Source organism: Mucilaginibacter daejeonensis, from assembly GCF_020783335.1.
In the GTDB taxonomy this organism is placed as follows: Bacteria; Bacteroidota; Bacteroidia; order Sphingobacteriales; family Sphingobacteriaceae; genus Mucilaginibacter; species Mucilaginibacter daejeonensis.
On sequence record NZ_CP086068.1, the window covers coordinates 893,602 to 918,892 of the forward strand.

Annotated in this window: 18 protein-coding genes and 1 tRNA gene; 12 read left to right on the forward strand and 7 right to left on the reverse strand. The window is 49.8% G+C overall.

The features are described 5' to 3' along the window. Position 1 precedes the first annotated feature (1 nt). A complete protein-coding gene (locus LLH06_RS04020; protein ID WP_228171979.1) occupies positions 2-580 on the reverse strand; it encodes a pentapeptide repeat-containing protein in 579 nt (192 codons plus the stop codon). Positions 581-672: 92 nt separating this feature from the next. Between LLH06_RS04020 and coaD the strand changes: the two genes are divergently transcribed. Next, positions 673-1,164, forward strand: coding sequence for a pantetheine-phosphate adenylyltransferase (coaD, locus tag LLH06_RS04025; protein ID WP_228171980.1), 492 nt, complete (start codon positions 673-675; stop codon positions 1,162-1,164). On the opposite strand, the gene LLH06_RS04030 is transcribed toward coaD, so the two are convergent. After that, complete coding sequence (locus tag LLH06_RS04030) at positions 1,103-1,702, reverse strand: NUDIX hydrolase (protein ID WP_228171981.1); 600 nt, start codon at positions 1,700-1,702, stop codon at positions 1,103-1,105. The two genes, coaD and LLH06_RS04030, sit on opposite strands and share 62 nt — an antisense overlap. A 40-nt stretch (positions 1,703-1,742) precedes the next feature. Between LLH06_RS04030 and pyrE the strand changes: the two genes are divergently transcribed. From pyrE to LLH06_RS04045, 3 genes are all read left to right on the forward strand, one after another. After that, positions 1,743-2,384, forward strand: a complete 642-nt coding sequence (gene pyrE, locus LLH06_RS04035) for an orotate phosphoribosyltransferase (RefSeq protein WP_228171982.1) — start codon at positions 1,743-1,745, stop codon at positions 2,382-2,384. A gap of 463 nt (positions 2,385-2,847) precedes the next feature. Continuing rightward, on the forward strand, positions 2,848-4,479 hold the full coding sequence (locus tag LLH06_RS04040) for an ABC-F family ATP-binding cassette domain-containing protein (RefSeq protein ID WP_228171983.1): 1,632 nt from the start codon (positions 2,848-2,850) through the stop codon (positions 4,477-4,479). A 92-nt stretch (positions 4,480-4,571) separates the two neighbouring features. Continuing rightward, positions 4,572-4,644: transfer RNA gene (locus LLH06_RS04045), tRNA-Lys, on the forward strand. Positions 4,645-4,776: 132 nt separating this feature from the next. On the opposite strand, the gene LLH06_RS04050 is transcribed toward LLH06_RS04045, so the two are convergent. After that, positions 4,777-5,406: a DUF4304 domain-containing protein gene (locus tag LLH06_RS04050; RefSeq protein WP_228171984.1), complete on the reverse strand. Its 630-nt coding sequence runs from the start codon at positions 5,404-5,406 to the stop codon at positions 4,777-4,779. A gap of 157 nt (positions 5,407-5,563) precedes the next feature. On the opposite strand from LLH06_RS04050, the gene LLH06_RS04055 reads away from it, so the two are divergent. After that, positions 5,564-7,006, forward strand: a complete 1,443-nt coding sequence (locus LLH06_RS04055; RefSeq protein WP_228171985.1) for an amino acid permease — start codon at positions 5,564-5,566, stop codon at positions 7,004-7,006. A gap of 139 nt (positions 7,007-7,145) precedes the next feature. Then, on the forward strand, positions 7,146-9,947 hold the full coding sequence (locus tag LLH06_RS04060) for an MGH1-like glycoside hydrolase domain-containing protein (protein ID WP_228171986.1): 2,802 nt from the start codon (positions 7,146-7,148) through the stop codon (positions 9,945-9,947). A 17-nt stretch (positions 9,948-9,964) separates the two neighbouring features. Here the strand turns inward: LLH06_RS04060 and hemN are convergent, their stop codons facing one another. After that, positions 9,965-11,344, reverse strand: coding sequence for an oxygen-independent coproporphyrinogen III oxidase (gene hemN / locus LLH06_RS04065; RefSeq protein ID WP_228171987.1), 1,380 nt, complete (start codon positions 11,342-11,344; stop codon positions 9,965-9,967). Between the two features lie 11 nt (positions 11,345-11,355). After that, entirely contained in the window at positions 11,356-11,766 is a 411-nt protein-coding gene (locus LLH06_RS04070; RefSeq protein ID WP_228171988.1) for a Rossmann-fold NAD(P)-binding domain-containing protein, read from the reverse strand. A 176-nt stretch (positions 11,767-11,942) separates the two neighbouring features. On the opposite strand from LLH06_RS04070, the gene LLH06_RS04075 reads away from it, so the two are divergent. Beyond that, complete coding sequence (locus tag LLH06_RS04075) at positions 11,943-12,419, forward strand: ankyrin repeat domain-containing protein (protein WP_228171989.1); 477 nt, start codon at positions 11,943-11,945, stop codon at positions 12,417-12,419. Between the two features lie 38 nt (positions 12,420-12,457). Here the strand turns inward: LLH06_RS04075 and LLH06_RS04080 are convergent, their stop codons facing one another. Together LLH06_RS04080 and LLH06_RS04085 are read right to left on the reverse strand one after the other, a co-directional pair. Beyond that, complete coding sequence (locus LLH06_RS04080; protein ID WP_228171990.1) at positions 12,458-14,623, reverse strand: catalase; 2,166 nt, start codon at positions 14,621-14,623, stop codon at positions 12,458-12,460. Between the two features lie 4 nt (positions 14,624-14,627). Next, a complete protein-coding gene (locus LLH06_RS04085) occupies positions 14,628-15,179 on the reverse strand; it encodes a YciE/YciF ferroxidase family protein (RefSeq protein WP_228171991.1) in 552 nt (183 codons plus the stop codon). Between the two features lie 420 nt (positions 15,180-15,599). Here LLH06_RS04085 and LLH06_RS04090 point away from each other — a divergent pair, with 420 nt between their 5' ends. The 5 genes from LLH06_RS04090 to LLH06_RS04110 all read left to right on the forward strand — a co-directional run bounded on the left by LLH06_RS04090 (position 15,600) and on the right by LLH06_RS04110 (position 25,161). After that, positions 15,600-18,632: a SusC/RagA family TonB-linked outer membrane protein gene (locus tag LLH06_RS04090; protein WP_228171992.1), complete on the forward strand. Its 3,033-nt coding sequence runs from the start codon at positions 15,600-15,602 to the stop codon at positions 18,630-18,632. Positions 18,633-18,654: 22 nt separating this feature from the next. Further along, positions 18,655-20,406: a RagB/SusD family nutrient uptake outer membrane protein gene (locus LLH06_RS04095; RefSeq protein WP_228171993.1), complete on the forward strand. Its 1,752-nt coding sequence runs from the start codon at positions 18,655-18,657 to the stop codon at positions 20,404-20,406. A 258-nt stretch (positions 20,407-20,664) separates the two neighbouring features. Beyond that, complete coding sequence (locus tag LLH06_RS04100) at positions 20,665-23,160, forward strand: TonB-dependent siderophore receptor (protein ID WP_228171994.1); 2,496 nt, start codon at positions 20,665-20,667, stop codon at positions 23,158-23,160. A 275-nt stretch (positions 23,161-23,435) separates the two neighbouring features. Then, on the forward strand, positions 23,436-24,029 hold the full coding sequence (locus LLH06_RS04105; RefSeq protein WP_228171995.1) for an RNA polymerase sigma factor: 594 nt from the start codon (positions 23,436-23,438) through the stop codon (positions 24,027-24,029). Between the two features lie 154 nt (positions 24,030-24,183). Continuing rightward, positions 24,184-25,161 (forward strand): FecR family protein, encoded by a 978-nt coding sequence (locus LLH06_RS04110; protein WP_228171996.1) that lies wholly within the window; start codon positions 24,184-24,186, stop codon positions 25,159-25,161. Positions 25,162-25,291 lie beyond the last annotated feature (130 nt).

Genomic DNA, 25,291 nt, shown 5'->3' on the forward strand with positions numbered 1-25,291 from the left:
ATCAGCCAGTGATCTTTAGCTGATGTTTGGTAAGCAGACCTTTTAGTCCCTCAGCAGTGAAGATGGCTTTTTTAAGTGTATTGTTGTCGGGGTCAATGTCAAAGTTATATGCCGAGGTGAAGTTGATACCCGTGAGGTCTGTGCGATTGAAAACGGTACGGTCGAGGTCGCAGTCCTTGAATATTGACCCGTTCAAGTTAGCTTGAGTAAATACGGCTTCTTTCAAAGATGAGCTTTCGAACCGGGTTTTGACCATCTTTTTGCCGCTGAACGAGGAGTGGTCGAGGATGCATTTTTGGAACTCGGCACTAAATAGAAAGTCGCTGCATTCATGAAAGTTCACACCCAGTATCTTGCAGTCTTTGAACGATGCATTAGTGAGGGTGCTATTGGTAAGCTTGCACAGTGATAGATCACAGTATTCAAAGGTGCAATCAACGAATTTGTTATTGCCCAGGTTGGCGTTGTTAAAACTGCATTGCTTGAACGTGCACTCATGGTACTCACGGCCGTGAACGGTTCGCTGGCTTAGGTCAAGTTTTTCAAAAGTAGTATCCTCGTAAACGTGCTGATCGGTCATGATGCTGGTAGGTGCGTTCCAATAATTGTGATCGCATTACAAAGAAAAGCAAAACCAAAGAACTAACTTTGTTCGAGTATCAATTCTATGCTATGAAGATCGCTCTTTTCCCTGGCTCGTTCGATCCCATCACCAAAGCTCACGTAGATATCGTTAAACGATCGGTAGGATTGTTCGATAAGTTGTATATCGGCATCGGTGTCAACAGTTCTAAGCAAAGCTTTTTAACGATCGAGCAGCGCCAGCAAATGCTTAGGGCGGTATTTGAGACCGAACCTAAGATCCACATCATTGCCTACGAAGGATTGACGGTCGATTTTTGTAAGAGCATTGATGCCAATTACATGATCAGGGGCATACGTACAGTATCTGACTTTGAGTACGAGAAAGCCATTGCCCAAATGAACCATGCACTGGCACCCGATATCGAGAGTATCTTCATTGTAAGTAAGCCGGGCTATTCGTCCATCAGCTCCACCATCGTGCGCGAGGTGTTAAAGCACAATGGCGATGTAAGCCAATTCATTCCAAAAGAGGCGTTGGAATATTTGCAAGCAGATCGCGTCGCAACAACACGTCCTTAATAGACGGGAAGGTATTACCGGCAACGGTATTGATATCGCTGCGGTCCATCCAGCGTACATCGGTTATGCCTTCCTCGATCTGCGGTTTCAAACGGGCATTACCTTTATACTTCATTTTGTACCAGTAGGTCTTTTTCAGTACCACTTCGCCCTTGATAGTATATACGTGATAGGTTTTCACGATCTTTTTGCCGCATTTGCCAATGCTGATGCCGCATTCTTCTTCCACCTCACGCACAGCGCCTTCCTCGCTTTTCTCGCCCTTTTCCAGCTTACCTTTAGGCAGGTCCCACTTGCCGTTACGGAAAATGAACAGGAAGTTGCCACGGTCGTTCTTGACCAGCCCGCCGGCGGCTTTGATCACGGTCACGCTCTTCATCATCTTCTTCAAAAAAGCCTTAGCATCATCACACAGAACATAGTAATACAACCTCGGGTTGTTGCCGATCACCTTATTGTATAAAGTTTTCAGGTCAAATGATTGCTGATCAAGCTGTTCGTATTTGTCGGCGTTGGCCGGCGTGGTCTGCGTGATCAAAATAACCTTCTGGTTGATATAAATTCTGTATTTTTGGGCCATGTTCAATAAAACTGAGATCGAGCAGCAAGTAGCTGAATTTCTTTTGCAAATTAAAGCAATTAAATTAAAACCCGATGATCCTTTTACATGGGCTTCGGGCTGGCGCTCGCCGATCTACTGCGATAACCGGGTAACCTTATCTTACCCATCTATCCGCACCTACATCCGTCAGCAATTGAGCTTAATTATCCAGGAAGAATTTGGCTCAGTAGGCTGTATAGCTGGTGTAGCCACCGCTGGTATACCTCAAGGTGTATTGGTGGCGCAAGAGCTGGGCTTGCCCTTCGTTTACGTACGTTCAAAACCTAAAGAACATGGTACCGGAAGCATGATCGAGGGAGAGGTAATGCCTGGCGCCCGCGTGGTGGTGATAGAAGATCTGATATCGACCGGTAAAAGCAGCTTGCAGGCTGTGGAGGCGTTGCGTAACGCCGGCCATGAAGTAGCTGGCTTAGCCGCTATATTTAGCTATGGTTTTGATGTGGCTGATGATAACTTTAAAAAAGCCAAATGCCGTTACGTTACCCTGTCTAATTACACCGCGTTATTGAAATTTGCCGAAGAGAAGCAATACATTAACCCATCAAGCATAGAGCTTTTGCAACAATGGCGTGCTAACCCATCTGAATGGGGCCGATAGTTTGATTTAAAGGCAATAAAAAAACGGGTGGCTTTGGTTAAGCCTACCCGTTGAAAGTTCCTTGCAGAACGGGTTTCTTCTCATATCCACTATCTCGATCTGTTGTTCTTAATAGACCTTTTGGGCCTGTGAGTTGTTGTATGCAACTATTGCATTTACCACAACCAATCCTACTATAACTATAAGCATAATAACATCTATCTATACTTCTTTTAACGCAAATAAGGCACCAACAGTTATACAATGTGTTATCACACGGTGCTTTTTAAGAGGTTGATATTGAATGCTCCTATTCGTTTAATGAAGTCATAATGAATTTAAGGTAACGTTAATAAAATGCGACCGTTAAGGATCGCGTTCCCGCGATCTGGCGTGACTTAATTTTCCCTTAATGTTGAATTGAATGCCCAAAACGCGCAGGTTTGGCATTTTTAGCTTATTTTTGCATAAATTTTAAAAAGGCATGATAACCGTTTCTAATCTTTCTTTGCGCTATGGTAAGCGCACCTTGTTCGAAGATGTAAATCTCAAATTCACACAAGGTAACTGCTATGGTATCATTGGCGCTAATGGTGCCGGTAAATCTACCTTTTTAAAGATCCTTTCTGGCGATATCGATCCCACATCGGGCTCGGTAAGTTTTACTCCGGGCGAGCGTATGGCCGTATTGAAACAGAACCACTACGAATTTGATGAGTTCCCGGTGATCGAGACGGTGTTGATGGGCCACAAGGAGCTATACAGCACCATGAAAGAAAAGGATGCCATTTACCTGAAAGAGGATTTCACCGATGCCGATGGCGAACGTGCCGGCGAACTGGAGAATATTTTTGCGGAGATGGATGGCTGGAACGCCGAAAGTAATGCGGCTACTTTATTAAGCAACCTGGGTATCAAAGAAGATACGCACTATAAACTGGTAAAAGAGCTTGATGGTACTCAAAAGGTACGTGTTTTATTAGCGCAGGCCTTATTCGGCAAGCCTGATATCCTGCTGCTGGATGAGCCTACCAACGACCTGGACATCCATACCATATCATGGTTGGAAGACTTTTTGGCCGGCTACGAGGCCATCGTACTGGTGGTATCGCACGACAGGCACTTTTTAGATACCGTTTGTACCCACGTGGTAGATATCGACTTCGGTAAGATGACCATTTATACCGGTAACTACAGCTTCTGGTATCAGTCAAGCCAGTTAGCTTTGAAACAAAGGGCCGACCAGAACAAGAAACTGGAAGAGAAGGTTAAAGAGTTACAGGATTTCATCAGCCGTTTCAGCGCTAACGCATCTAAATCGAAACAAGCCACCAGCCGTAAAAAAGCGTTGGATAAGATCGACCTTACCGAGATACAACCATCTAACCGTAAATACCCTGCCATCATGTTCAACCAGCAAAGCAGGGAGGCCGGCGACCAGATCTTGCAAGTTGAGAACCTGGGCAAAACGCTTCCAAGTGGAGAGGTGATGTTCAAGGGTATCAACCTGATGGTGAACAAAGGTGATAAGGTGGCGATCCTGTCGCAGAACAGTTTGGCTACTTCGGCTTTTTACGACATACTTGCTGGTCGCGACACTGATTTTACCGGTACCTTCAAATGGGGGGTTACCATTAACCCTGCTGATATCCCGAACGATAATGCCGAATACTTCAAAGGTTCTGACTCAGACCTTAACCTGGTAGATTGGCTGCGCCAATATGCGCCTGGTGATAAGGACGAGCAGTTCATCCGAAGCTTTTTAGGTCGTATGCTGTTCTCGGGAGAGGAAGTGATGAAGAAGGCGTCAGTACTATCAGGTGGTGAGAAGATGCGTTGCATGTTCAGCCGGATGATGCTGCAGCAGCCGAACCTGCTCATGTTCGATGAGCCGACCAACCACCTGGATCTGGAATCGATCACTGCCTTGAACAACGGCATGAAAGATTTTAAAGGGACCATCCTGTTCACCTCTCGAGATCATGAGTTGACCCAAACCGTTGCTACCCGCATCATTGAATTGACCCCTAACGGTGTGATCGATAAAATGATGAGCTACGATGATTACATCAACAGCGACGTGGTAGAGAAACAGCGCGAAGAAATGTACGCCTGATAAAAGTTGAAACATCAGGCTATGAAATAGCCCAAATATTTCGTTTATTTGCGACCCCGACAAACTTGTTGGGCGTCACAACTAAATAACCCGACTCCGTAGCTCAGTTGGTAGAGCAACAGACTCTTAATCTGTGGGTCCTGAGTTCGAGCCTCAGCGGGGTCACAAACCGAACAATCATCGAACAAAAAACCGCTTCCAGTTGAATGGGAGCGGTTTTTTGTTTCACACTTAATTGGCATGTCAAAAGTAGAGTTTGATCAATACACTTATTGGACTAATGGTCCAATAAGTCGTTCAAGCTTGTGCCAGTAGATCATTCATGGTGATCTCGCTTCGATGTTTTTCCAGTATATCGCTCATGGCATTCTCGAAGATATGCCACCTTTTTTCAGTGCCAAATTGATCATGGAGTTGTTTTACAAAGCGCTTAAGCCTGACCTGATCATTGGTCAATAATAAATATTCGAACAACTCTTCATAGTTATTGAGCCCATTTTCGCGGATCATCAGATCGGTAAGATCATCGGTCGATGATATGTCTTGGAACATTGAAAGAGCTTGTTCGATATCGTTGGTCAAATTTTCTTTCATGACATCCAGATCGGTGTCTTTTGTAAGATGATAACCATCTTTCTCAGAACCCGTTAGCGATGAGATCCTGTTCCTGAAATGACATTCATGCTCTTTAGGAAACAATAGTTCCTGCGTCCCGATTGTGCTGTCGATCTCGGTAGAATGGATGCCGCAATTGATATAGAATTTAAGCTGATCCACGGAGTTGCCATGGCTTTTCTGAACGTTGAAGAGATAAATGATGGCTCCATTTTTTTTATAAAGATCCAGACCCTTTTTGGTATAGCCATTTGAAGTTAGCAGCGGTTTTACCGTTTCCTTGATCAGTTGAGCGAAGATGTCTTTTACCATGTGATATTGATCTATCTGAAATTTACTTCTGTTATCGAACTAACAATTGTACAGCCAAAGTGATCAAATAAAGAAGAAACTGATCGCTATTTGTATGCCTTTTGTCGTAAATTACGGTTAATTGTGGGCATTCCTTGCTTTTTGTGATCTTTGCGCCATGAGGATAAAACCGATAGAACTATTACTGAAAGAATCGGCTGATGAGAGTGAGCATAGCCTAAAACGATCGCTTGGTCCGGTCAACCTGATCTTGATCGGGATAGGCATCATCATTGGTGCCGGGCTATTCTCGCTTACAGGTATCGCGGCGGGGCAGCACTCAGGGCCGGCCGTTACCATATCATTTGTGATCGCGGCGCTGGGCTGTACCTTTGCGGCCTTGTGTTATGCCGAGTTCTCGGCCATGATCCCCGTGGCGGGTAGTGCCTACACTTACTCCTATGCTACCATGGGTGAGTTATTTGCCTGGATCATCGGGTGGGACCTCGTGCTCGAATATTCTGTCGGCGCGGCCACGGTGGCCATCAGCTGGTCGCAGTACCTGACCAAGTTCCTTTCGTGGTTCGATCTTTATTTGCCTCCGCAACTAACGCTATCACCTTTTGAGACGTTCAAGGGCGCTAATGGGCAACTACTTCATGGTTTCATAAACCTGCCAGCGGCACTGATCGTGGTGCTGGTCACGGGGATCATCATCAGGGGCACCAAAGGATCGGCATTGGTGAACGCGCTGATCGTTACGCTTAAAGTGGGCGTGGTGCTGGTGTTCATTGCCGTGGGTTGGTCGCACATCGATCCGCAGAACTACCATCCCTACATCCCGCAAAATACCGGAGTTTGGGGCGAATATGGCTGGTCGGGCGTATTGCGTGGCGCAGGACTGGTGTTCTTTGTGTTCATTGGGTTCGATGCCGTGTCGACCGCCGCCCAGGAGGCCAAGAACCCGCAGCGGAACATGCCGATCGGTATCATCGGGTCGCTGGTGGTGTGTACCATATTGTTCGTGATCTTTGCGCACGTGATGACCGGATTGGCCAACTATAAGGACTTTATCGGCTCAGGCGCTCCCGTGGCCATCGCTATCGAACGTACCCACTACCCATGGCTCAGCAAGGCCGTGGTGCTGGCCATTTTGATCGGTTATACCTCCGTGATCCTGGTGGATCTGCTGGGTCAGTCGCGTGTGTTCTTCTCCATGTCCAAAGATGGTTTGTTGCCTAAAGTGTTCTCTGATGTTCATCAACGCTTCCGCACACCGTGGAAGTCCAATATCGTTCTATGCGTGTTCATAACCCTTTTTGCGGCTTTTGTGCCTATCAGAGTAGTGGGCGAGATGACCAGCATCGGCACTTTGCTGGCCTTTGTGATGGTATGTGCAGGGGTGCTGATCCTGCGTAAGCGTCAACCCGATGTGTCCCGCCCGTTCAAAACGCCGTGGGTGCCCGTGGTACCTATATTGGGCATACTCACCTGCCTGGCCATGATGACGTTCCTGCCGGGCGATACGTGGTTAAGGCTGATCATTTGGTTAGGATTAGGCCTGGTGATCTATTTTGTTTATGGCCGAAAGCATAGCAAGCTGGTGGCTCCTGTGGAGTAGAGCGGCCATCTCGTATAACATTAGCGCTTATGCCCGAATGAGGTATAGGCGCTTTTTTTTGCCCGTAACATATTTGTTATCATGGCCCTCACCTGATCTATGTCCGCGCAATGATCCATATTTGTGTAGAACCGATCGTATGAGGAGATACTGCTTATTGCTTGCCCTATCAGGAGCTATAATGTTGGGCTATGGCCAGCCTTCGCCGGCGATATACAAGGCTTGGGACAAAGGTTTTACCAAATCCCTGCATGATACGCATGATATGGCACTTCCTGCCTGGGGGCCTTACTCTGATCGGTTCAATGGCATATCGCATGTTCCTGCACAAAATGATGGTCTGCGTTTCGATGTGGTGGTGCAGCCCTCGTTCTACCTGCGCAATGGCGTAAAGTTGGGCAACACCCAGCGTGAGTCGGGTTACCACCCCTGGCAGGCAACTCCTGAGCTGTCTTACTTTTCCTACCGGTATGAATTGGAATGGAAGGACCGGGTGTACTGCGATGTATCGTTCAGCAAGGTGGATGAGCAAAGCCGTTTGATCCGGGCCGAATTTGTGAACAACACTCACAACAACCGTAGCCTGGCACTTAATCTATTCAGTTCGCTCATGTATCCTTACACCAGGCGAACCAAAGCCGTGCTGCCGAATCAGGCTGAGTGGATACCGGCCGCTACCTATCAAAGCCTTACCGACTCAGTAAGATCATTCAATTATAACTTATTATACAACGGACAGTTACGCGGCCAGATCACAGACGACCGCGCCGTGAGCCATACCGCCATCGCGACCAGCAAGCATGCGGGGCAAACATTGAACTATCGGTTCAATAATGACCGCGACCTCCGTAACGCCGTATTGCTGATCCGCTATCGTACCGACGGTGGCCGCGACGCAAGGCTCCAGTACATGGTCAAAGGCGGGACCTCAAGGGTATTGAGCCTTAAAGGTAATAAGGAATACACGACCGTGACCATCGATTTAGATGATGCTGCAAAGTCGGTCGAACTGACCTTGAGGACCATTGGCGATCCGACCGTGATCATTGATGGCTTTGCGTTGCTGGATAACAAGGAACTAAGTATATTGAGGTTCGATAACGAGGACCTCAAGATCAAGCCGCAGCAATTAGCCTCGGGCCTGCCCAATGCTGCTATAATTAAGTATGACGACGTGCAGGAATACTATGGCCTTATTTGGGATGACCGCACGGCCGACCGGCGCGTGATCCGGGACAGCGACCCTGACGAGGCACTTAGCAAATTTGATAATCTGGTACGGTCGGGTGGGGCACGGCTGAATAGCGGCCATATCATAGGGAACGATAAAGGCTGGTTCGAGAATGTGTTCTCGGCACCGATCGTGGTCAGGCCTGGGCAACGTACCTCGCGCTATGCCTTTGTGGTGAGCGGCAAAACAGAGGCAGAGGTTTCGGCAAAGCTTCGCCAATTTAATGGGCAATGGGCCAAGGCCCCGATCATTGCTGGCCAGGCACGTACAAAGGCTACGATGGGTCAGGTGAACAATGCGGGTAAGTCTTTTGAGTTCAGCCAGCAACTAATGGCTGCTACTACGCTTACTAACCTTAACTATCCCGTTTTTGCAGGCAACGGCTACTTTAAACACACCACTCCGGGCAAACGCTGGAGTTCTTTCTACACGTGGGATTCGGGTTTCATCGGTCTTGGACAAACTGAACTGAACCTTGGCCGGGCGCTCGAAAGTTTGAACGCTTACACCATGAGTGAGTCGGAGCAATCGGCCTTTTTAGAGCATGGTACGCCCTTACCCACGCAAGCTTACCTGTTCAATGAGTTGTGGGCCCGAACGCAGAATGTCGAGTATCTGCGCTACTTTTATCCGCGCCTCAAGCGTTATTATGGCTATTTGAATGGTGCCGAAAGTTCACCTACCCGCAGGCTGCGATCAGGCCTGATCCAAACATGGGACATCTTTTATAACTCGGGCGGCTGGGATGACTATAGTCCGCAGGTATATACCCATCAGCAAAAACTGGAGCCCGTAATGGCACCTGCCGTTAATACCGCCCACCAGATCCGCTTTGCCAAGATGCTCCGTTCGGCCGCCTGGCAACTGGGGCTGGAGACTGATATAAAGCAGTACGATGCTGATATTGCTACCTACAGCAATGCCTTGCAACGATATGCCTGGGATGAGGCTTCGGGCTACTATGGTTACGTGCAGCATGATGCGGAAGGGAATGCTGAACACATACTCAAACACTCTACTGGTGCTAACTTTAACATGGGGCTGGATGGCTGTTCGCCGTTGATCGCCGGTATGTGTACGCCCGAGCAACAGCAAAAGATCATGGGGCATCTGTTCAATAAAAAAGAGCTGTGGACCGATAACGGCATCACTACCATTGACCAGAGCGCGCCTTACTATAACCCGTTAGGTTACTGGAACGGCAGGGTATGGATGCCTCATCAATGGTTCTTTTGGAAGACCATGTTCGACCTTGACCAACCGGAAAAAGCGGTACAGATCGCGCAGACCGCCCTGAACGTTTGGAAACGGGAGACCGACGATACATACAACTGCTGGGAGAACTTTGACGCTGCAACGGGTACCGGTGGCGGCTGGCACCAGTTCGGGGCCTTATCATCGCCTGTGTTAAACTGGTTCGCTGCGCTTTATAGCCCAGGCAACGTTACCTATGGCTTTAACTTATGGTGCACCGAGCAAACATTCAGTGATCAAAAGGATGCCTTTAAGGGCAAGTTCAAATTATTTAGCGACCCTTACGCCCGTTATGCTGCCATGCTGATATGCTTGAACGACCACTATCAGTACAAAGCCACCTGCAACGGTAAGCCCATCGCCATGAAAAAGGTGGTCAACGGTACGTACATTATACACCTCACAGCCAACCAGAGCAGCACATATGCGATAACGGTCAAAAGAGCTGATCACTGATCAATGCGCTTGGGTGTTTAACCGGCCATGCTGAACAATGGTGTGCTTTGGCGTTCGCCCCAGGCATAGGCATCAATGGCCATGCAAATGTTGCGCAGGAACCTTTTACCTAATGGGGTCACGGTGAGCCTGTCGGGTGTGAGCTTTAGTAAGCCATCCTGCATCAACGGCTGCATGCGTTCTAAAGCACCGATCATGATGTTCATGTCGGCCTGATCCTTGATCGCCGTGCCACCCTTACACATAATGTTGAGGATGTGGCGTCGTATGGTCAGGTCCTCATTGGTCAGGATGTGCCCTTTCACCACCGGCAGATCGCCGTTGTTCACCAGCTGCAGATATTCTTCTACTGTTTTAGCGTTCTGCCCATAGGCGGTCCACGTATCGCTAATTGCCGAAACGCCCAGGCCGACGCTCAGCTGCGTGTACTTGCAAGTATAGCCCATAAAGTTCCGATGCAGGCTGCCGCTTTTCTGTGAGTGGAGCAGGCTATCGCCCGGTAAGGCAAAGTGGTCCATACCGACCTCGTTGTAACCCAAAGCGCCGAACATTTTACGCCCTAACTCATGTAAACGCTGTTTGGTAAGCATGTCGGGCAGGTGCTTCTCGGTAAAGCTGCGCTGACCTGGCTTGATCCAGGGCACATGCGCATAGCTGTAAAAAGCGATACGGTCGGGCATCAGTAGCGATACCTTGCTGATCGTGTCGGTCACGCTTTGGACCGTTTGCATAGGCAAGCCGTATATCAGGTCGAAGTTGACCGATGTGTAACCGATCAGCCGCGCCAGCAGGGTGGTCTTTTGTAACTGCTCAAACGTTTGGATGCGGTTAATGGCCAGCTGTACGGCCGGGTCAAGGTCTTGCACGCCCAAACTGATCCGCCTGAAACCAAGCTGGTGCAGTGTACGCAAATGTTCTTCGGTGGTGTTAAGCGGATGTCCTTCAAAGCCAAATTCAGCATCAGTGTGGATGGTCGTGCCCTCCAGCAACTGTTCGATAAGCCGCCTCAGGTTGGCCGCGCTAAAGAACGTAGGTGTTCCTCCGCCTAAATGGATCTCGCGGATAACGGGCCTGGCGTTGAACAGCGATCGATATAGTTGCCATTCCTTTAGCACCGCCTCAATGTAAGGCAACTCCACCTGGTGGTTGCGGGTGATGCGGGTATTGCAACCACAATAGGTACATAGGCTTTCGCAGTAAGGTAGATGGATGTAGATGCTTAGTCCATCACGGTCGTTGCTCTCGTCAAAGCTCATTTTGACCGATCGCTTCCATTTGTCGAGGTCAAAGTTGGCCGCATCCCAATAAGGAACGGTAGGATAGCTGGTATACCGCGGGGCGGCCACGTTATATTTGTGGATCAGGTGCTCATACGCATCCATAGCTTGATAGATCATGTGCGGAGCCATTAAGACCGTTGACACATACGGGCACATACGCAAGTATTGCCCACGCATTTTTTATGCTGCCAGTTGTCAAGGTTGGTGATCGTTTGCAGGGCAATGTCGGGCAGGTTGGTAAGCCCGGCCACGTTGGCCAGTTTGATATGATTCATCTGGGCCGCTGCGATATCGATGTTGCCGGTGTCCGACGATCGAGTGGTCACGAACCTTATTCCTTTTTGAGCTAAAAGCGCCAGTATAGGAGCCGAAAGGTCGTCGTTGGCATCTATGATCGCCGCGTCCTTGCCTTCGGCATACCCAATGGTATCGATAGACAAAGGGTCGGATATCAGGGTTATATCATGCTTTTTTTGGTTGGCCTTGGCCAGGTGTTCTTTCTCAGATACCCTTATGTTGTAGGCGATCACTTTCATCATTCATCTCATTGTGAACCACAAAATTATCGTAGTAAGGCGGCCTGCTGAATGATGTTCATCATCTGTAAAAATGACCTTGGTCAGTTTTTGCCGGTCGCCGGTGGTCAAATGATAAAGCCTGCCCGCGTGAACCTATCCCGTTCTAATACGTTGTGTTGAATATCATCTACTTAAATATGGAACAAGCTGAACTTGACCGCATACTGATACATGCCTCCCGAAAGGGCGAACTACCTGTGATCGAAGAACTGATCAGGCAGGGCGCTAACGTGAATTGCCATGACGATAAGGGCTATACGCCGCTCATCATTGCCTGCTATAACCACCAAAAAGAGGCGGCCGAACTGTTGCTGGATAACGGCGCCGACATCAACGGTTTTGATGCGGGCGGCAATACCGCGCTAATGGGCGTATGCTTTAAAGGTTATGATGATCTTGCGAAGTTACTGATCGGCCGTAAGGCTAACCTGGATCAAACGCACGGTAATGGCGGCACGGCGCTCATGTTCGCGGCCATGTTCGGGCGTAATGACATGATCCGGTCGCTGATCGGGGCGGGTGCCAATAAAGATCTGACCGATACGCGGGGCAATACCGCTTATGATATAGCCGCGCAGCAGGGTAACCACGAAGGAATGACCTTGCTACAATAAATAAAGAGAGCCCTGTAAAAGGGCTCTCTTTATTTGGATCAGGCTGGTATCAGCCTGGCTTTTTCACGTTCCCAAAAACGATGTAGTTTGATGGCCGCTACAAATTGATCGGCCAGGGCGTTCGCATCGTCTCCAATGATCACGCCTTCATCATTCTCGGCTTTTTTGCTGAAGTAAGTAGCTTCGATCACCTGCATGGCGACAGCATCGGCCGCTATCGGTTTACAATGCTTGAACGCCTCGTTCAAAAAGTGAACGGAGTTGGCATCGGCCTCGATCTCGGCCACGCTGTTGGTACCTCCCGGCACGTAAACCGCATCGAACAATACCGATGCAGTGGTTAGCGTGGTATCGTCTACCTGTATCTGCTCGCCATTGAGTGAGCTGATGAAACCTAAACGCGTTGAAACGATCTCGGTAACCCCTCCGTTAGCCTCAACAGCCTCTTTCACGGCTTTTACCGATGCCTCGTCCACACCATCGGCTGCCAGTATGGCCACCTTACGCGTTTGGATAGAATCCATTACCGTATTGACTATGCTCAGGGCAGGCGATATCTTCAGGCTGCCTTCTACCTGTACCGGTTGTACGGTCTCAGGGTCGGTATCTGCACCAAAGATGTGGTTCACCGGCTGTTCGGGCGGTTGCGGCACATGAAGTCCCAACTTAACAGCGACCTGTCCGGCCAAACCTTTATCGATCAGCGATAGGATGCCCAGCATACGTTCACGTATGGCAATGGTCTTTACTTTACCCAGCTCAAAGCATAAGGCTTGTACCAAGTGTTCCTTTTCAGGGTCCGACTGGCTGTTGAAGAACAACCTGGCCTGGCTAAAATGGTCTCTAAAACTTTCGCTACGGGCACGTACCTTGCGGCCTTCCACCTTCTCGGTGTAGCTCACGTAACCACCGTCGGCAGCTTTTACCTGGTGCGGCGAGTCGTTGCCCAATGTGTTGGGGCTGTAGCTGGTCTTGCCGCTATCGATGTTCTGCCGTGAGAAACCATCGCGCTGGTTGTTATATACCGGGATAACCGGCTTGTTGATCGGCAATTGTTGAAAATTAGGACCACCCAACCTTAACAACTGTGTATCGGTGTATGAGAACAAGCGTCCTTGCAGTAATGGGTCGTTAGTGAAATCGATACCCGGAACGATGTGACCAAGGTGGAAGGCCACTTGTTCGGTCTCCGCAAAGAAGTTGTCAGGGTTGCGGTTCAGGGTCAGCTTACCGATGCGCTGCACCGGCACCAGCTCTTCTGGTACCAGCTTGGTAGCGTCGAGCAGGTCAAAGTCATATTTGAACTCGTCCTCTTCAGGTATGATCTGCACACCCAGTTCCCACTCAGGGAAGGCGCCGCTATCGATCGCATCCCAAAGGTCGCGGCGATGGAAGTCAGGGTCTTTACCCGATATGTTCTGTGCTTCGTCCCAGGCCACCGAATGCACGCCTAGCAAAGGTTTCCAGTGGAACTTCACAAAGCAGGCCACACCTTCGGCATTTACCAAACGGAAGGTATGTACACCAAAACCTTCCATCATGCGGTAGGAGCGGGGCAGGGCCCGGTCGCTCATCACCCACATGATCATGTGCGCCGATTCGGGCGTGAGGGAGATAAAATCCCAAAAAGTATCATGAGCGGAGGCGGCCTGAGGTATCTCATTGTCAGGCTCAGGTTTTACCGCGTGTACCAGGTCAGGGAACTTGATCGCATCCTGGATAAAAAATACCGGCATGTTGTTGCCTACCAGGTCAAAGTTGCCTTGCTGAGTATAGAACCTTACAGCAAAGCCCCGAACGTCACGAGCAAGGTCGGTGGAGCCTTTGGATCCTGCCACAGTAGAGAAACGCACGAATACGGGCGTCTCGATCTCGGTATCGTTCAGGAACTGGGCCTTGGTGTACTGCTCCATGGAGTTGTACAGCTTGAACACCCCGTGAGCACCAGACCCGCGCGCGTGTACTACCCGTTCAGGGATACGCTCGTGGTCAAAGTGCGTCATCTTTTCCCGGTAGATGAAATCTTCCAGTAGTGATGGGCCGCGTTCTCCGGCTTTCAGTGTGTTCTGATCATCATTGATAGGTGTGCCGGTGTTGGTACGCATGGGCTTACCCTGCGCGTCATCCGTGAACGATTCGAGTTGTACGCGCTTATCGTTAGTAGGCTCAACGGTCGGTTTAATTGTCTTTTTGCTTGATGCCATATTATTATGCCTCCTCTGCAGCTTGGTAATTGATCTCGCTGGTGGCGATCTTGGTGAGCAGTTGGTCGGCTTTTTTCTCTTCTTCAAGCGTAAGGGCCAATTGATCGGCAACCTCCGTAAGGCCTAATACACCTGCCAATTGATGCAGCCCACCGTAAGTGGCGATCTCGTAGTGTTCTACCTTTTGGCTGGCCAATATGATGCCCACGTCGCGGCTGGCGGATCCCGGCTCGGTCGACTCGATGATCTCCTGGCCTTCCATGGTCAGGCCATCCATGGCCTCGCACTTCTTGGCCAGTGGCTGTTCGCCCATCAGCTCAAAAACCTGTTGCAGGCGGGCTACATGGCCTTCGGTCTCTGCCAAATGGTTCTCAATGGCTTGTTTAAGCTTTTTGGCTGTGGCCGCTTCTGCCATTAGCGGCAGTTTCTTGGTCAAATGATTCTCGGCCCAATAGATGTCCATCAGGGAGTCTTTGAACAGTTTCAATAATGCAGGGTCTTGTTCAGAAGCCGCATAAGAACTGAACTTAGGGTCAGTTTTGCTTTCCTTTTTCATAAGTTATCGTTAAATGAATTGAAGTGCCGTAAGGTGAGGAGGCTTGTATATAGGGTCGATAGCGGCTAATACTTCAGTACAACATCAATACTCCGATCTTGTTTGGGTTTGACCTGTGTTAAAGTGGCCTGTACCAGGTATAGTACATCAACTTCATCGCGGTGATAGCTAATCTCCCACTATTAAAAAGTTATCTGTGATCTTAATATTTCTCTTAGATCGAAAGATAATATTTCACGATCATTAGAAAAGATGGTACATCCTGCCGGGATTAAGATCTTTAATTTTGTCGCCACCCTATCGCCTCCGGGCGATCACCCCCTGTCAATTTATGCTATTCGATGCGCTGATGGCGGTTTTTTGGCTTGTTATCAAGCCGTTAGTGCCGCTTCCTTTTCTAATTTTTCACTAATAAACACTATGAGAAAATTCTATTTATTATGCCTTTTCTTGCTCACTGTATCCTTTGCCCAGGCGCAAACCCGCGCCCTGAGCGGCCGGGTACTGGATGCAAGCAATGCCGACCCGCTCATTGGCGCTGCCGTCACGATCAAAGGATCAACTGCCGGGCAGATCACCGATGTGAACGGTAAGTTCACGGTCAACGTTCCTGCCGGGCAGGATGCCACCCTGACCATCAAATATGTGGGTTATGCTGAACAGACCGTGACCTTTACAGCTAATGAGCAAGATGTGACCGTTAAACTGGCCGCCCAACAAAATGCCCTCGAAGATGTGGTGGTGGTAGGTTTTGGTACCATCAAACGCCGCGACCTTACCGGTTCGGTATCTTCGGTGAAAGCGGCCGACATCGTAAAGACGCCTACGCACAACCCTTTCGAGGCTATACAGGGCCGCGCTGCCGGTGTGGATATCACCCGCAGTTCGGGTAATGCCGGTGCCGGCGTGAACATCCAGTTAAGGGGTACCCGCTCGATCCCTAACGCCTTGAATACGGCCCGCGGCGTATTGCCTAACGCGCCATTGCTGGTGGTAGATGGGGTACAGAACGGTGGCAGCATCAACAACATCAACCCTAATGATATCGAGAGCATCGAGGTGTTGCAGGATGCGTCGTCAACGGCTATCTACGGTTCGCAGGGTGCCAATGGGGTCATCATCGTCACCACCAAAAAAGGTATCTCAGGTAAGGCCAAAATATCCTATTCAGGCTACTTCGGTATCAACGGCTGGACCAAGTTCCCGCAGCCACGCATGGGAGAGGATTACCTGAATCTGCGCCGTGAATCGTTCCGTAACGAGACCACCGGCGTGATCCCTGATGATAATACCGTATTTGGCGGTAACCCGGTAGAGTACGCCGCCATACAGGCCGGCCAATTTGTGAACTGGGTGGACCTGGCCACACGTAATGGTCGTCAGCAAAGCCATACCGTGAACGTGCGTGGCGGTAATGAGAACACCAAGGCATTTTTCTCGCTTGGTTACTTTAAGGAAGAGGGGCAACTGGTCAATAACGATTACAACCGTTATAACTTCCGTTACAACATCGATCACAAACTGAACAACTGGATCAAGACCGGTATAGTAGGCCAGCTGGCTTTCAGCAAGACCAATGCCCGCCGCGACCCATTGTCGGTAGCTTTGACCGCTGTTCCGCTAGGCACGCCTTATAATGCTGATGGCTCGATCAATACCTTCCCGATCGCCGGCAACAGCGCTACCATTAGCCCGATCACTGATCAGCGCCCGGGCGCATCAGTAGATCAAACCACCGGTAACGAGATCAATGCCACCGCTTATGTAGAATTAAGCCCGATCAAAGGACTGACCTTCCGCAGTAACCTGGGTACTGTATTAGGTAATAGCCGTCGTGGACAGTTCAATGACCCATTCTCGCTGAGCCAGAACAACGTTCGTTATTCGGCCGCATCGATCACTAACAGCAACTCGCGTTACTATAATTGGGATAACGTGATCACCTACAACCGCGAGATCAAGAAGCATAGCTTCACCGTGACCGCGTTATCAAGCTACATCCACAGCGATAGCGAGGAGAATTACGCCGCAGGTATCAGGCAGGTACTGTCATCTCAGTTATTCTATAACCTGAATGGTACCGAGGCCACCACCCGCAGCACCACATCGGGTTATGAGCGCTTTGACCTGCTGGCTTACGCCGGCCGCGTGAACTACAGCTTCGATGGCAAATACCTGTTGCAAGGTACCATGCGTTGGGACGGTGCCTCAAGGTTAGCTCCTGGTCACAAATGGGATTCGTTCCCGTCGGTATCGGCAGGCTGGGTGATCAGTCGTGAAGAGTTCATGAGAGACATCAAACAACTGAACAACCTGAAATTACGCGCCAGCTATGGTGTGACCGGTAACTCTACCATCAGGCCGTATGATACCCAAAGCTTGCTTACCTCTACCAACATGGGTTTTGGTAACGTGCCGGCTCCGGCTTACACCTTTGGTGGATATGTGGTATCACCTGACCTGGGTTGGGAACGCTCACGCACGCTGGACATCGGAACCGATATCACCGCCTTTAATAGCCGTGTTACTTTAGGTATCGACTGGTACCTAACCAAAACCTCCGACCTGCTGTACCCTCGCGCATTGCCACAGTCGTCAGGGCAAACGTTGGTTTACCAGAACATCGCCTCTACTCAAAATGAGGGAATCAACATCACCTTGTCTACCGTGAACATCCAGAGCAAGGATTTTAAATGGAGCACTACGGCCACCTTCTCGCATAACAGCGAAAAGATCACCGGCCTGATCGATGGTCGTGATATCATCAACACCGAGGAGAACTCGCTGCTGATCGGCTCGCAGGTGCAATCATACTACGGCTACAAAAAGATCGGCATATGGCAAACCGCCGATGGCCCGATCACGACCACCTTGAATAACGTGGCCTTTAAACCGGGCGATATCAAAGTGCAGGACATGAACGGCGATGGCAAGATCGATGTGAACAATGACCGCACGGTGATCGGTCACCAACAGCCAAGATGGTATGGTGGCTTGCAAAATACCTTCACCTACAAAGGTTTTGACCTGAACGTTTTCCTGATGGCCCGTTACGGACAGACCGTTAAGGGAGAATTCATTGGCCGCTACAATCCATCAGGTGACACCAACGGCCCGGCCAACTTTGATTATTGGACCATCAACAACCCGTCGAACGATTTCCCGCGCCCGGGCAGGGGTAACCTGAGCAACTTGTATCCTAACACTTACACATCGTTACTGTACATTGATGGATCGTTCTTGAAGATCAAGAACGTATCGTTAGGCTATACGCTACCCAAAAGCGTGACCGACCGGTTGAAGGTCGCCACGCTGAGGTTCTATGCCACAGGCTCCAACCTTTTCACTTACGCTAAAAACCCGCTGCTGCGCGATTACGATCCGGAGCGTGGTGGTGCCGAGTCATCGCCGCTTAGCCGCCAGTTGGTATTTGGGGTGAACCTTGATTTTTAATGAACGAACACATCAGAACAACATGAAAAATATACTATATAAAATAGCAGGCATCGGTTTCGTGACCGTTGCCATGATGTCATGTACCAAAAGGCTGAACGAGGTGAACCCCGGTGGTGCTACCTCAGATGCCACCTGGACCACTCCGCAAGGCTTTGTTACGGCCGTGAATGGGGCTTACCAGGAACAACGAGCCTATTATGGTAAAGAGGATGGACCGCTGATATCAGAAGGTGGTACCGACCTTTGGTTCACGGCCAACAAGATCAGCTATGCCAACCAGGTGACCAAATACTCTGGCCTTACTCCAGCTTCGCCAAGTTCGGCAGGGACTATATTCAGGCTTTTTTACCGTGCTATTAATCAATGCAACGCGGGTATCAACCGCATCGATCAGGCCGGTTTTACCGATCAGGCCGAAAAGAACCGTCGTTTAGGCGAGCTGCGCTTTTTGCGTGCCTTTTACTACTGGCACATCGTTGAGCAATTTGGTGGCGTGAATTTACGTACCACCGAAACTCAGACCGCCGAGCTGACCGCCACCCGTAGTTCGGTAAGTGCTTTTTACGACCTGATCTTAAGCGACCTGAAGTTCGCGGCCGATAATTTGCCGGTATCATACAGTGGCGGCGCAAATGGCGAGTATAGCCGTGCGTCTAAAAAGTCGGCCATGGGTATGCTGGCCCGTGCTTACCTGTCACGAGCTTACTACGCTACCGGGCAGGAACGTACAGATTACATGACCCTTGCCCGTAACACCGCTAACGACGTGATCGCCCGTAAAACGGAGTTAGGCACTGATCTTTGGGCATCACCGGCCGAGCTTTGGAACCCGTCCAACAACAAGAACAATAAAGAAGCACTGTACATTATCAGTAACTCTACCAATGTAACGCTTGATTACGATGGTAACGCCAACCGCTTACACGCCTGGTACCTGACCACCTACAACGGCAGGCCGGGGTTGGTACGCAGTTTTCAATACGGCTTTGACGGGCAAAAACGTTTGCAGCCTACCCGCTACCTGCTTAACCTTTTCAATGAGCAGATCGACGGCCGTTATGCGGCTTCATTCCAAGAGACCTGGAATGCCAACGCTTCTTCGGCCTTTACATGGAACGCATCATCAGCCACTACTTATGGTAAAGCTACCTCGGTGATCGGTCAGCAGATCACGCCTGGTTCAAGGGCCATGGAGATCACCAAGCAGGTTGTGCCTGATAAAGCTACCAAACCCTGGGTGCTGTATGATATCAATGACCTCTACAATGCCAACGGCACCATCAGGTCACTGACGGATTTCGTTCCGCTGATCAAGTTCATCGACCTGACCCGTACCGATGTGAACGCCCAGCCCGGTTTCAACGATATCATGGTGATCCGCCTGGCGGAAATGTACCTTATCGCTGCCGAGGCCGAGTTCCAGTTGGGTAACTTTGGTGCAGCTGCCACGCAGTTGAACGTGTTACGTACCCGTGCGGCCATCAAAGTACCGGTGGATCGTACCGCCGCTATGCAAACCACCGCTGCCGAAGTACAGGCAGGAGGTATCAACTTTATACTGGATGAACGTGCCCGCGAACTTTGCGGCGAACACCTGCGCTGGTATGATCTGAAACGTACGCTTAACGGCGACCAGTTCGCGGCCCGCATCAAAGCGGCCAACCCTGATATCACTGACGTGCAGCCATACCACCGTTTGCGTCCGGTGCCACAGGTCGAGATCAATGCCCTCACCAACGGTGCCGAATTCGGTCAGAATCCGGGTTATTAAGAGCATTACCATATGAATAGCAAAAGGCAGGTGTACCGACACACCTGCCTTTTTTTTATGTACTGATCTATTGATGAGCAGCGGTATGAAGGATCGTAACAACGCCGATATACGGCTATTTACTTCGGACATTTCGCTTCCTTTTAATTGGAATTAATCTAAATAAGGATATATTTGCACAAAAAAAATGCCACACGGCTCCGACCCCGTGTGGCTGACCGGAAGACCCGGCCTACCCTTAATGTTCAATTAAAAGTAATGCAAGTTAAACAAATTATGCTATTGGGCACTTTGTGCACCTATGCATTGGCGGCAACTGCCAATTCTCCTCAAAAACACCTCACTTCCAACACCAACGCGTATGTAAGAACTCTACACAACATCTCTGACGATGAGCAACAGAACGGCGGTATCCGCGGGCGCATCACTACTTCTGATGGTTCGGTAGCGCCCAAGGTTTCAGTAAAGCTGAAAGGCACCCGCTACGGCACTGTTACCAACGAGGACGGCGAATACCATGTCAAGAAAGTGCCTGAAGGCGATTACGTGATGGTGGTATCAGCGGTAGGGCTTCAGGCTAATGAGAAGGCCGTGCATGTGGTAGGCAGGAAGACCGTGATCGTCGATTTTTCGTTGACGGAAAGCCAGGCACAATTGGCCGTAGTTGAGGTGAACTCCAATAAAAATAAGTACAAGGTGAACCGGCCGTCTAACTCGTTAAGGTTGCAATCGCCGATCATTGAGGTACCGCAAAATATCCAGATCGTGACCAGCCAGTTGATGGCCGATCAGCTGGTGTTCGACGTGGTTGACGGCATCACCCGCAACGTGAGTGGCGCCACCAGGTTGGGCCACTGGGATGCACAATATGCCAATATATTTATGCGCGGCACCAATATCCCGGCCTTCCGCAATGGCATGAACCAAAAAATGCCCTGGGGACCGCTTGCTGACGATGCCGCAACGATAGACCGGGTGGAATTCGTGAAAGGACCTGCAGGCTTCATGATGGCCAACGGCGAGCCGGGCGGTATTTACAACATCGTGACCAAAAAACCTACCGGAATGGACCGCAGCTCGATCAGCCTGAGTGGTGGTGGCTATAACCTGGGCCGTGTGGCTGCCGATCTTGACGGCAAGATCACTAAGGACGGCCGGTTACTGTACCGCCTTAACGTGGCCGCACAAACCAAAGGCAGTTACAATAAATACAACTATACCGATAAGTACGTGATCGCACCGGTGATCAGCTACAAGATCGATAGCAACACCACCGTAACGGCCGAGTATACCACGCAGCACGTAGAGGCCCAAGCCTTGGGTACTTACGGATTTTCGCCCAAAGGCTTTGCTGATACCGACCCCAGCTTCTTTTTAGGCGACCCGGCTCTTGACCCAGCTAAACTTTACGATCATAATGTGACGTTGTACTTCAACCATCGCTTAGGCAGTGGCTGGCAGATCAACGCACAAGCGGCCTATGTACGCTATGGTTTGGATGGAGGCACGCCATGGCCATCTACCATTGCACCGAACGGCGATATGAGGCGTTACCTAAACATTAGCGAGGAGCTGGCAATCAACAAGAACGCTCAGGTAAGCATCTTTGGCGACCTGGTGACCGGTCCGGTAGTGCACCGCATATTGACCGGTATCGATATGGGTAACCTCAAGACCTGGGGCGATTTTTCAAGTGTAACGCTGAATGACCTTCAATTGGAGAATAACGCTACGTTCAACATCTACAACCCCGTATACGGTATCCCCTTCAAGAACATTCCTTTCTTTGACCGTTCAAGGAGTATCCAGAACCGTTCGGGTTCTAATGTGTACGCCACTAACCTGACCTATACCGGCGCATATTTGCAGGATGAGCTCCGCATGCTGGAAGGTAAATTACGCCTTACGCTGGCCGGCCGCTTTACCCGTGCCATCACCGTGGGTAAGACCAACCTTACTCAATTGTCTGACAACGTTTTCAGTCCGAGGGTTGGCCTGAGCTATTCGATACTGAAAGACCTGAGCGCTTACACCTTATATGATCAGGCATTTTTACCGCAAGCCGGCCAGAATTGGGCAGGTGAACCGTTCAAGCCTGTAAGAGGCAACAATATCGAGTTCGGTTTGAAAAAGGACTGGCTTGATGGCAAGTGGAACACCACCTTTGCAGCTTACCGCATCATCAAAAAGAACGTGTTAACACCAGATCTTGACCCTGCTCACCTGCGCGTAAATCCTAACGCGCAGATCCAACTTGGCGAGACCCGCTCACAAGGTATTGAGCTGGACATTAACGGCGAGATCACCCGCAACCTGAACCTGGTGCTTAACTATGCCTACACCGATGCTAAGGTGACCAAAGATAACCGCAATATCCTGGTGGGCCGGCGCACGCCTAATTCGGTGAAGCACATCACCAACGGTTGGTTGTACTATCGTTTCCGCAGAGATGGCTCGTTACTCAACGGCTTTGGCCTGAACGGTGGCTACCAGATCCAGTTGGGCAGGTATGCCGGATCTACCGCGGCACCACTTTCGCTACCGGCCTATTACCGATTCGATGCCGGAGCGTCGTACGAGAAAGGCCGGATCACCATCTCGGCGCTGGTGAATAACCTGCTCGATCGCAGGCTGCTTACCCAGGGTTCATACACCCAGCTAAGCGCACCTACCGCTACGTCGGTATCATATTACACTTATATATATGATATGCCGCGCAACGCCAGGGTGACCATTGCCTATCGTTTCAAATAGAGAGTTATTTTAACCACTACATCGGGAACGCCGCCTCTGCTAACAGGGAGCGGCGTTCTGCTTTTTGATCACCGGGCAGGAGCGGGCATGATACTACAGGACAGTAAATGACGGAATAATATCTACGTTAGCTGCACCAATTGCATGGCCTTAGGTCGTGCAGCCGATCGATCGCCTCTAATTTTTATAATGTCCGCTTTGTTCATTGCATTGAGCTTTTGATGCGTTGTTCCGGCTGTCATTAACGGGCGCACCGATCACGTGACCAATTAAAAATGACCTGTTCGCCAGCGATGTCCGATCTGAAAAGTTTGACCGATATTCAATTACTGAGCCTGATCAAAGCAGACCACGAGCAAGCTTTTGAAGAGATCTATGCCCGGCACTGGAAGCAGCTATACTCGTTCGCCTATAAGCGGGTGAGGAGTCGAGAAGTGGCCGAGGAGATCGTTCAGGACTTTTTGACCAACTTTTGGGCAGGCCGCCACAAGATCGATATTCGCTCCTCGTTCGAGGGATACATCTACACATCCATCAAGCATTTGGTCCTAAATTATTTTGCCCGCGAGGCACGCCGCAATGTGGTGTTCGAGAACCTGCATCGCGTTAACAGCGACGAAGATAATTCTACCGAGCAGGTGATCCTACTGCATGAGCTTCATCACGTGATCGCACGTGAGGTAAGTTATCTGCCTGTTAAATGCCGGTCGGTGTTTGAGCTGAGCCGCATGCAGAACAAGACCAACAAAGAGATTGCGGCCGCATTAGGCATATCTGAAAAAACGGTAGAAGGCCACTTGAGCAAGGCCATCAAAAGGATCAAAATGGCGGTGAACGTGCTGTTGATCATTTGCATAAGCTTTATCTGATCTTATATCATCTTCAGAAGCTCCGGCCGCACATCATTAGTACGCCTAAAATTTTTTCTTCTTTTTTTCTGAAACGGAGCAAGGGATAGGCCACCCCGGCATGTCATATCTATGACCAATTGATCCCAACAGTCATTTAAATACGCTTATTGGTATGAAGATCACGCCCGAACTGGTACGCAAGTACTTGAGTGGAGAATGTACGCCTGACGAAAAAGCAGCGGTAGATGAGTGGTATCAAAGTTTTGATGACCACCCTGACCCGTTACGCTTTCTGGACGCTGCAGAACAAGAAAGGCTGAAAAGCTCTATGTTCGATGGCTTTCGTGCACAGCGCGAACAGGAAAGAAAAGGCCCCGGCTACCGTACCCTTTACCTGATCGCCGGTGCCCTTACAGGACTGGCGGCAATGCTTCTGCTGTTCCTCAAAGTAAGCACCCCGGCAAATGAGGACAAATATAAAGGCAGTGATGTAGTAAGTCAGGTCACCATAAAGAACAATAGCTTGGCCATCTACAAAAAGATCCTTCCCGATAAAAGCGTGGTATGGTTGGCGCCTAAAAGTGCTATCACTTACCCTGGTCATTTTAAAGGAGCAAAACGCGATGTGAAACTTACGGGAGAAGCTTTTTTTGAAGTTACCAAAGATCAGGCTCACCCATTTGTGATCACCAGTCGGGAGATCGTGACCAAAGTGTGGGGAACCAGCTTCAGGATACGCGCTTTAGCCGATCAGCCGGCCGAGGTATCGGTAGTTACGGGTAAGGTATCGGTACACCGCGATCACCATAACGAAGAGGTGATGCTGCTGCCTGATCAGAAGGTAACGCTTATCGGTCACGAAAAACTGATCAAGAAGACCTTTCCGGTAGCCGCTTCAGAGATGCGCATTTGGAAAAAGGTATCACTGGCATTTAACGACACCCGTATGGAGGATGTGTTCAAGGCGCTGAATCAAAAGTTCGATACCCATATCTACAGCAAGGATGCCCGATTGAACGGCCTGAGCTTTACCGCCGATCTTACCGATCAAAGCCTGCCCGCCATATTGGATATGATCGATACCTCGATCAACGCCAGCTACGCCATGAAGGACAGCAACACTTTTGTTTTTACTACCAACACCTTATAACCCCCATGTATCAAATTATGAGAACGAAAAGAACCAGAGGAGAGGATACCGCTTAGCGAGCGCCGAACGCTCACCGTGCGTACGATCGCTGATCGCATATGCACATCAACAGATCACACATCAAACAACC

Bases quoted from the DNA above. Each gene is read 5' to 3' on its own strand.
- LLH06_RS04070 (WP_228171988.1), bottom strand. From the start codon at position 11,766: ATGATGAAAGTGATCGCCTACAACATAAGGGTATCTGAGAAAGAACAC.
- LLH06_RS04060 (WP_228171986.1), top strand. From the start codon at position 7,146: ATGAGGAGATACTGCTTATTGCTTGCCCTATCAGGAGCTATAATGTTG.
- LLH06_RS04075 (WP_228171989.1), top strand. From the start codon at position 11,943: ATGGAACAAGCTGAACTTGACCGCATACTGATACATGCCTCCCGAAAG.
- LLH06_RS04090 (WP_228171992.1), top strand. From the start codon at position 15,600: ATGAGAAAATTCTATTTATTATGCCTTTTCTTGCTCACTGTATCCTTT.
- LLH06_RS04050 (WP_228171984.1), bottom strand. From the start codon at position 5,406: ATGGTAAAAGACATCTTCGCTCAACTGATCAAGGAAACGGTAAAACCG.
- LLH06_RS04055 (WP_228171985.1), top strand. From the start codon at position 5,564: ATGAGGATAAAACCGATAGAACTATTACTGAAAGAATCGGCTGATGAG.
- LLH06_RS04085 (WP_228171991.1), bottom strand. From the start codon at position 15,179: ATGAAAAAGGAAAGCAAAACTGACCCTAAGTTCAGTTCTTATGCGGCT.
- coaD (WP_228171980.1), top strand. From the start codon at position 673: ATGAAGATCGCTCTTTTCCCTGGCTCGTTCGATCCCATCACCAAAGCT.
- LLH06_RS04105 (WP_228171995.1), top strand. From the start codon at position 23,436: ATGACCTGTTCGCCAGCGATGTCCGATCTGAAAAGTTTGACCGATATT.
- hemN (WP_228171987.1), bottom strand. From the start codon at position 11,344: ATGATCTATCAAGCTATGGATGCGTATGAGCACCTGATCCACAAATAT.
- LLH06_RS04040 (WP_228171983.1), top strand. From the start codon at position 2,848: ATGATAACCGTTTCTAATCTTTCTTTGCGCTATGGTAAGCGCACCTTG.
- LLH06_RS04080 (WP_228171990.1), bottom strand. From the start codon at position 14,623: ATGGCATCAAGCAAAAAGACAATTAAACCGACCGTTGAGCCTACTAAC.
- pyrE (WP_228171982.1), top strand. From the start codon at position 1,743: ATGTTCAATAAAACTGAGATCGAGCAGCAAGTAGCTGAATTTCTTTTG.
- LLH06_RS04100 (WP_228171994.1), top strand. From the start codon at position 20,665: ATGCAAGTTAAACAAATTATGCTATTGGGCACTTTGTGCACCTATGCA.
- LLH06_RS04095 (WP_228171993.1), top strand. From the start codon at position 18,655: ATGAAAAATATACTATATAAAATAGCAGGCATCGGTTTCGTGACCGTT.
- LLH06_RS04110 (WP_228171996.1), top strand. From the start codon at position 24,184: ATGAAGATCACGCCCGAACTGGTACGCAAGTACTTGAGTGGAGAATGT.
- LLH06_RS04020 (WP_228171979.1), bottom strand. From the start codon at position 580: ATGACCGATCAGCACGTTTACGAGGATACTACTTTTGAAAAACTTGAC.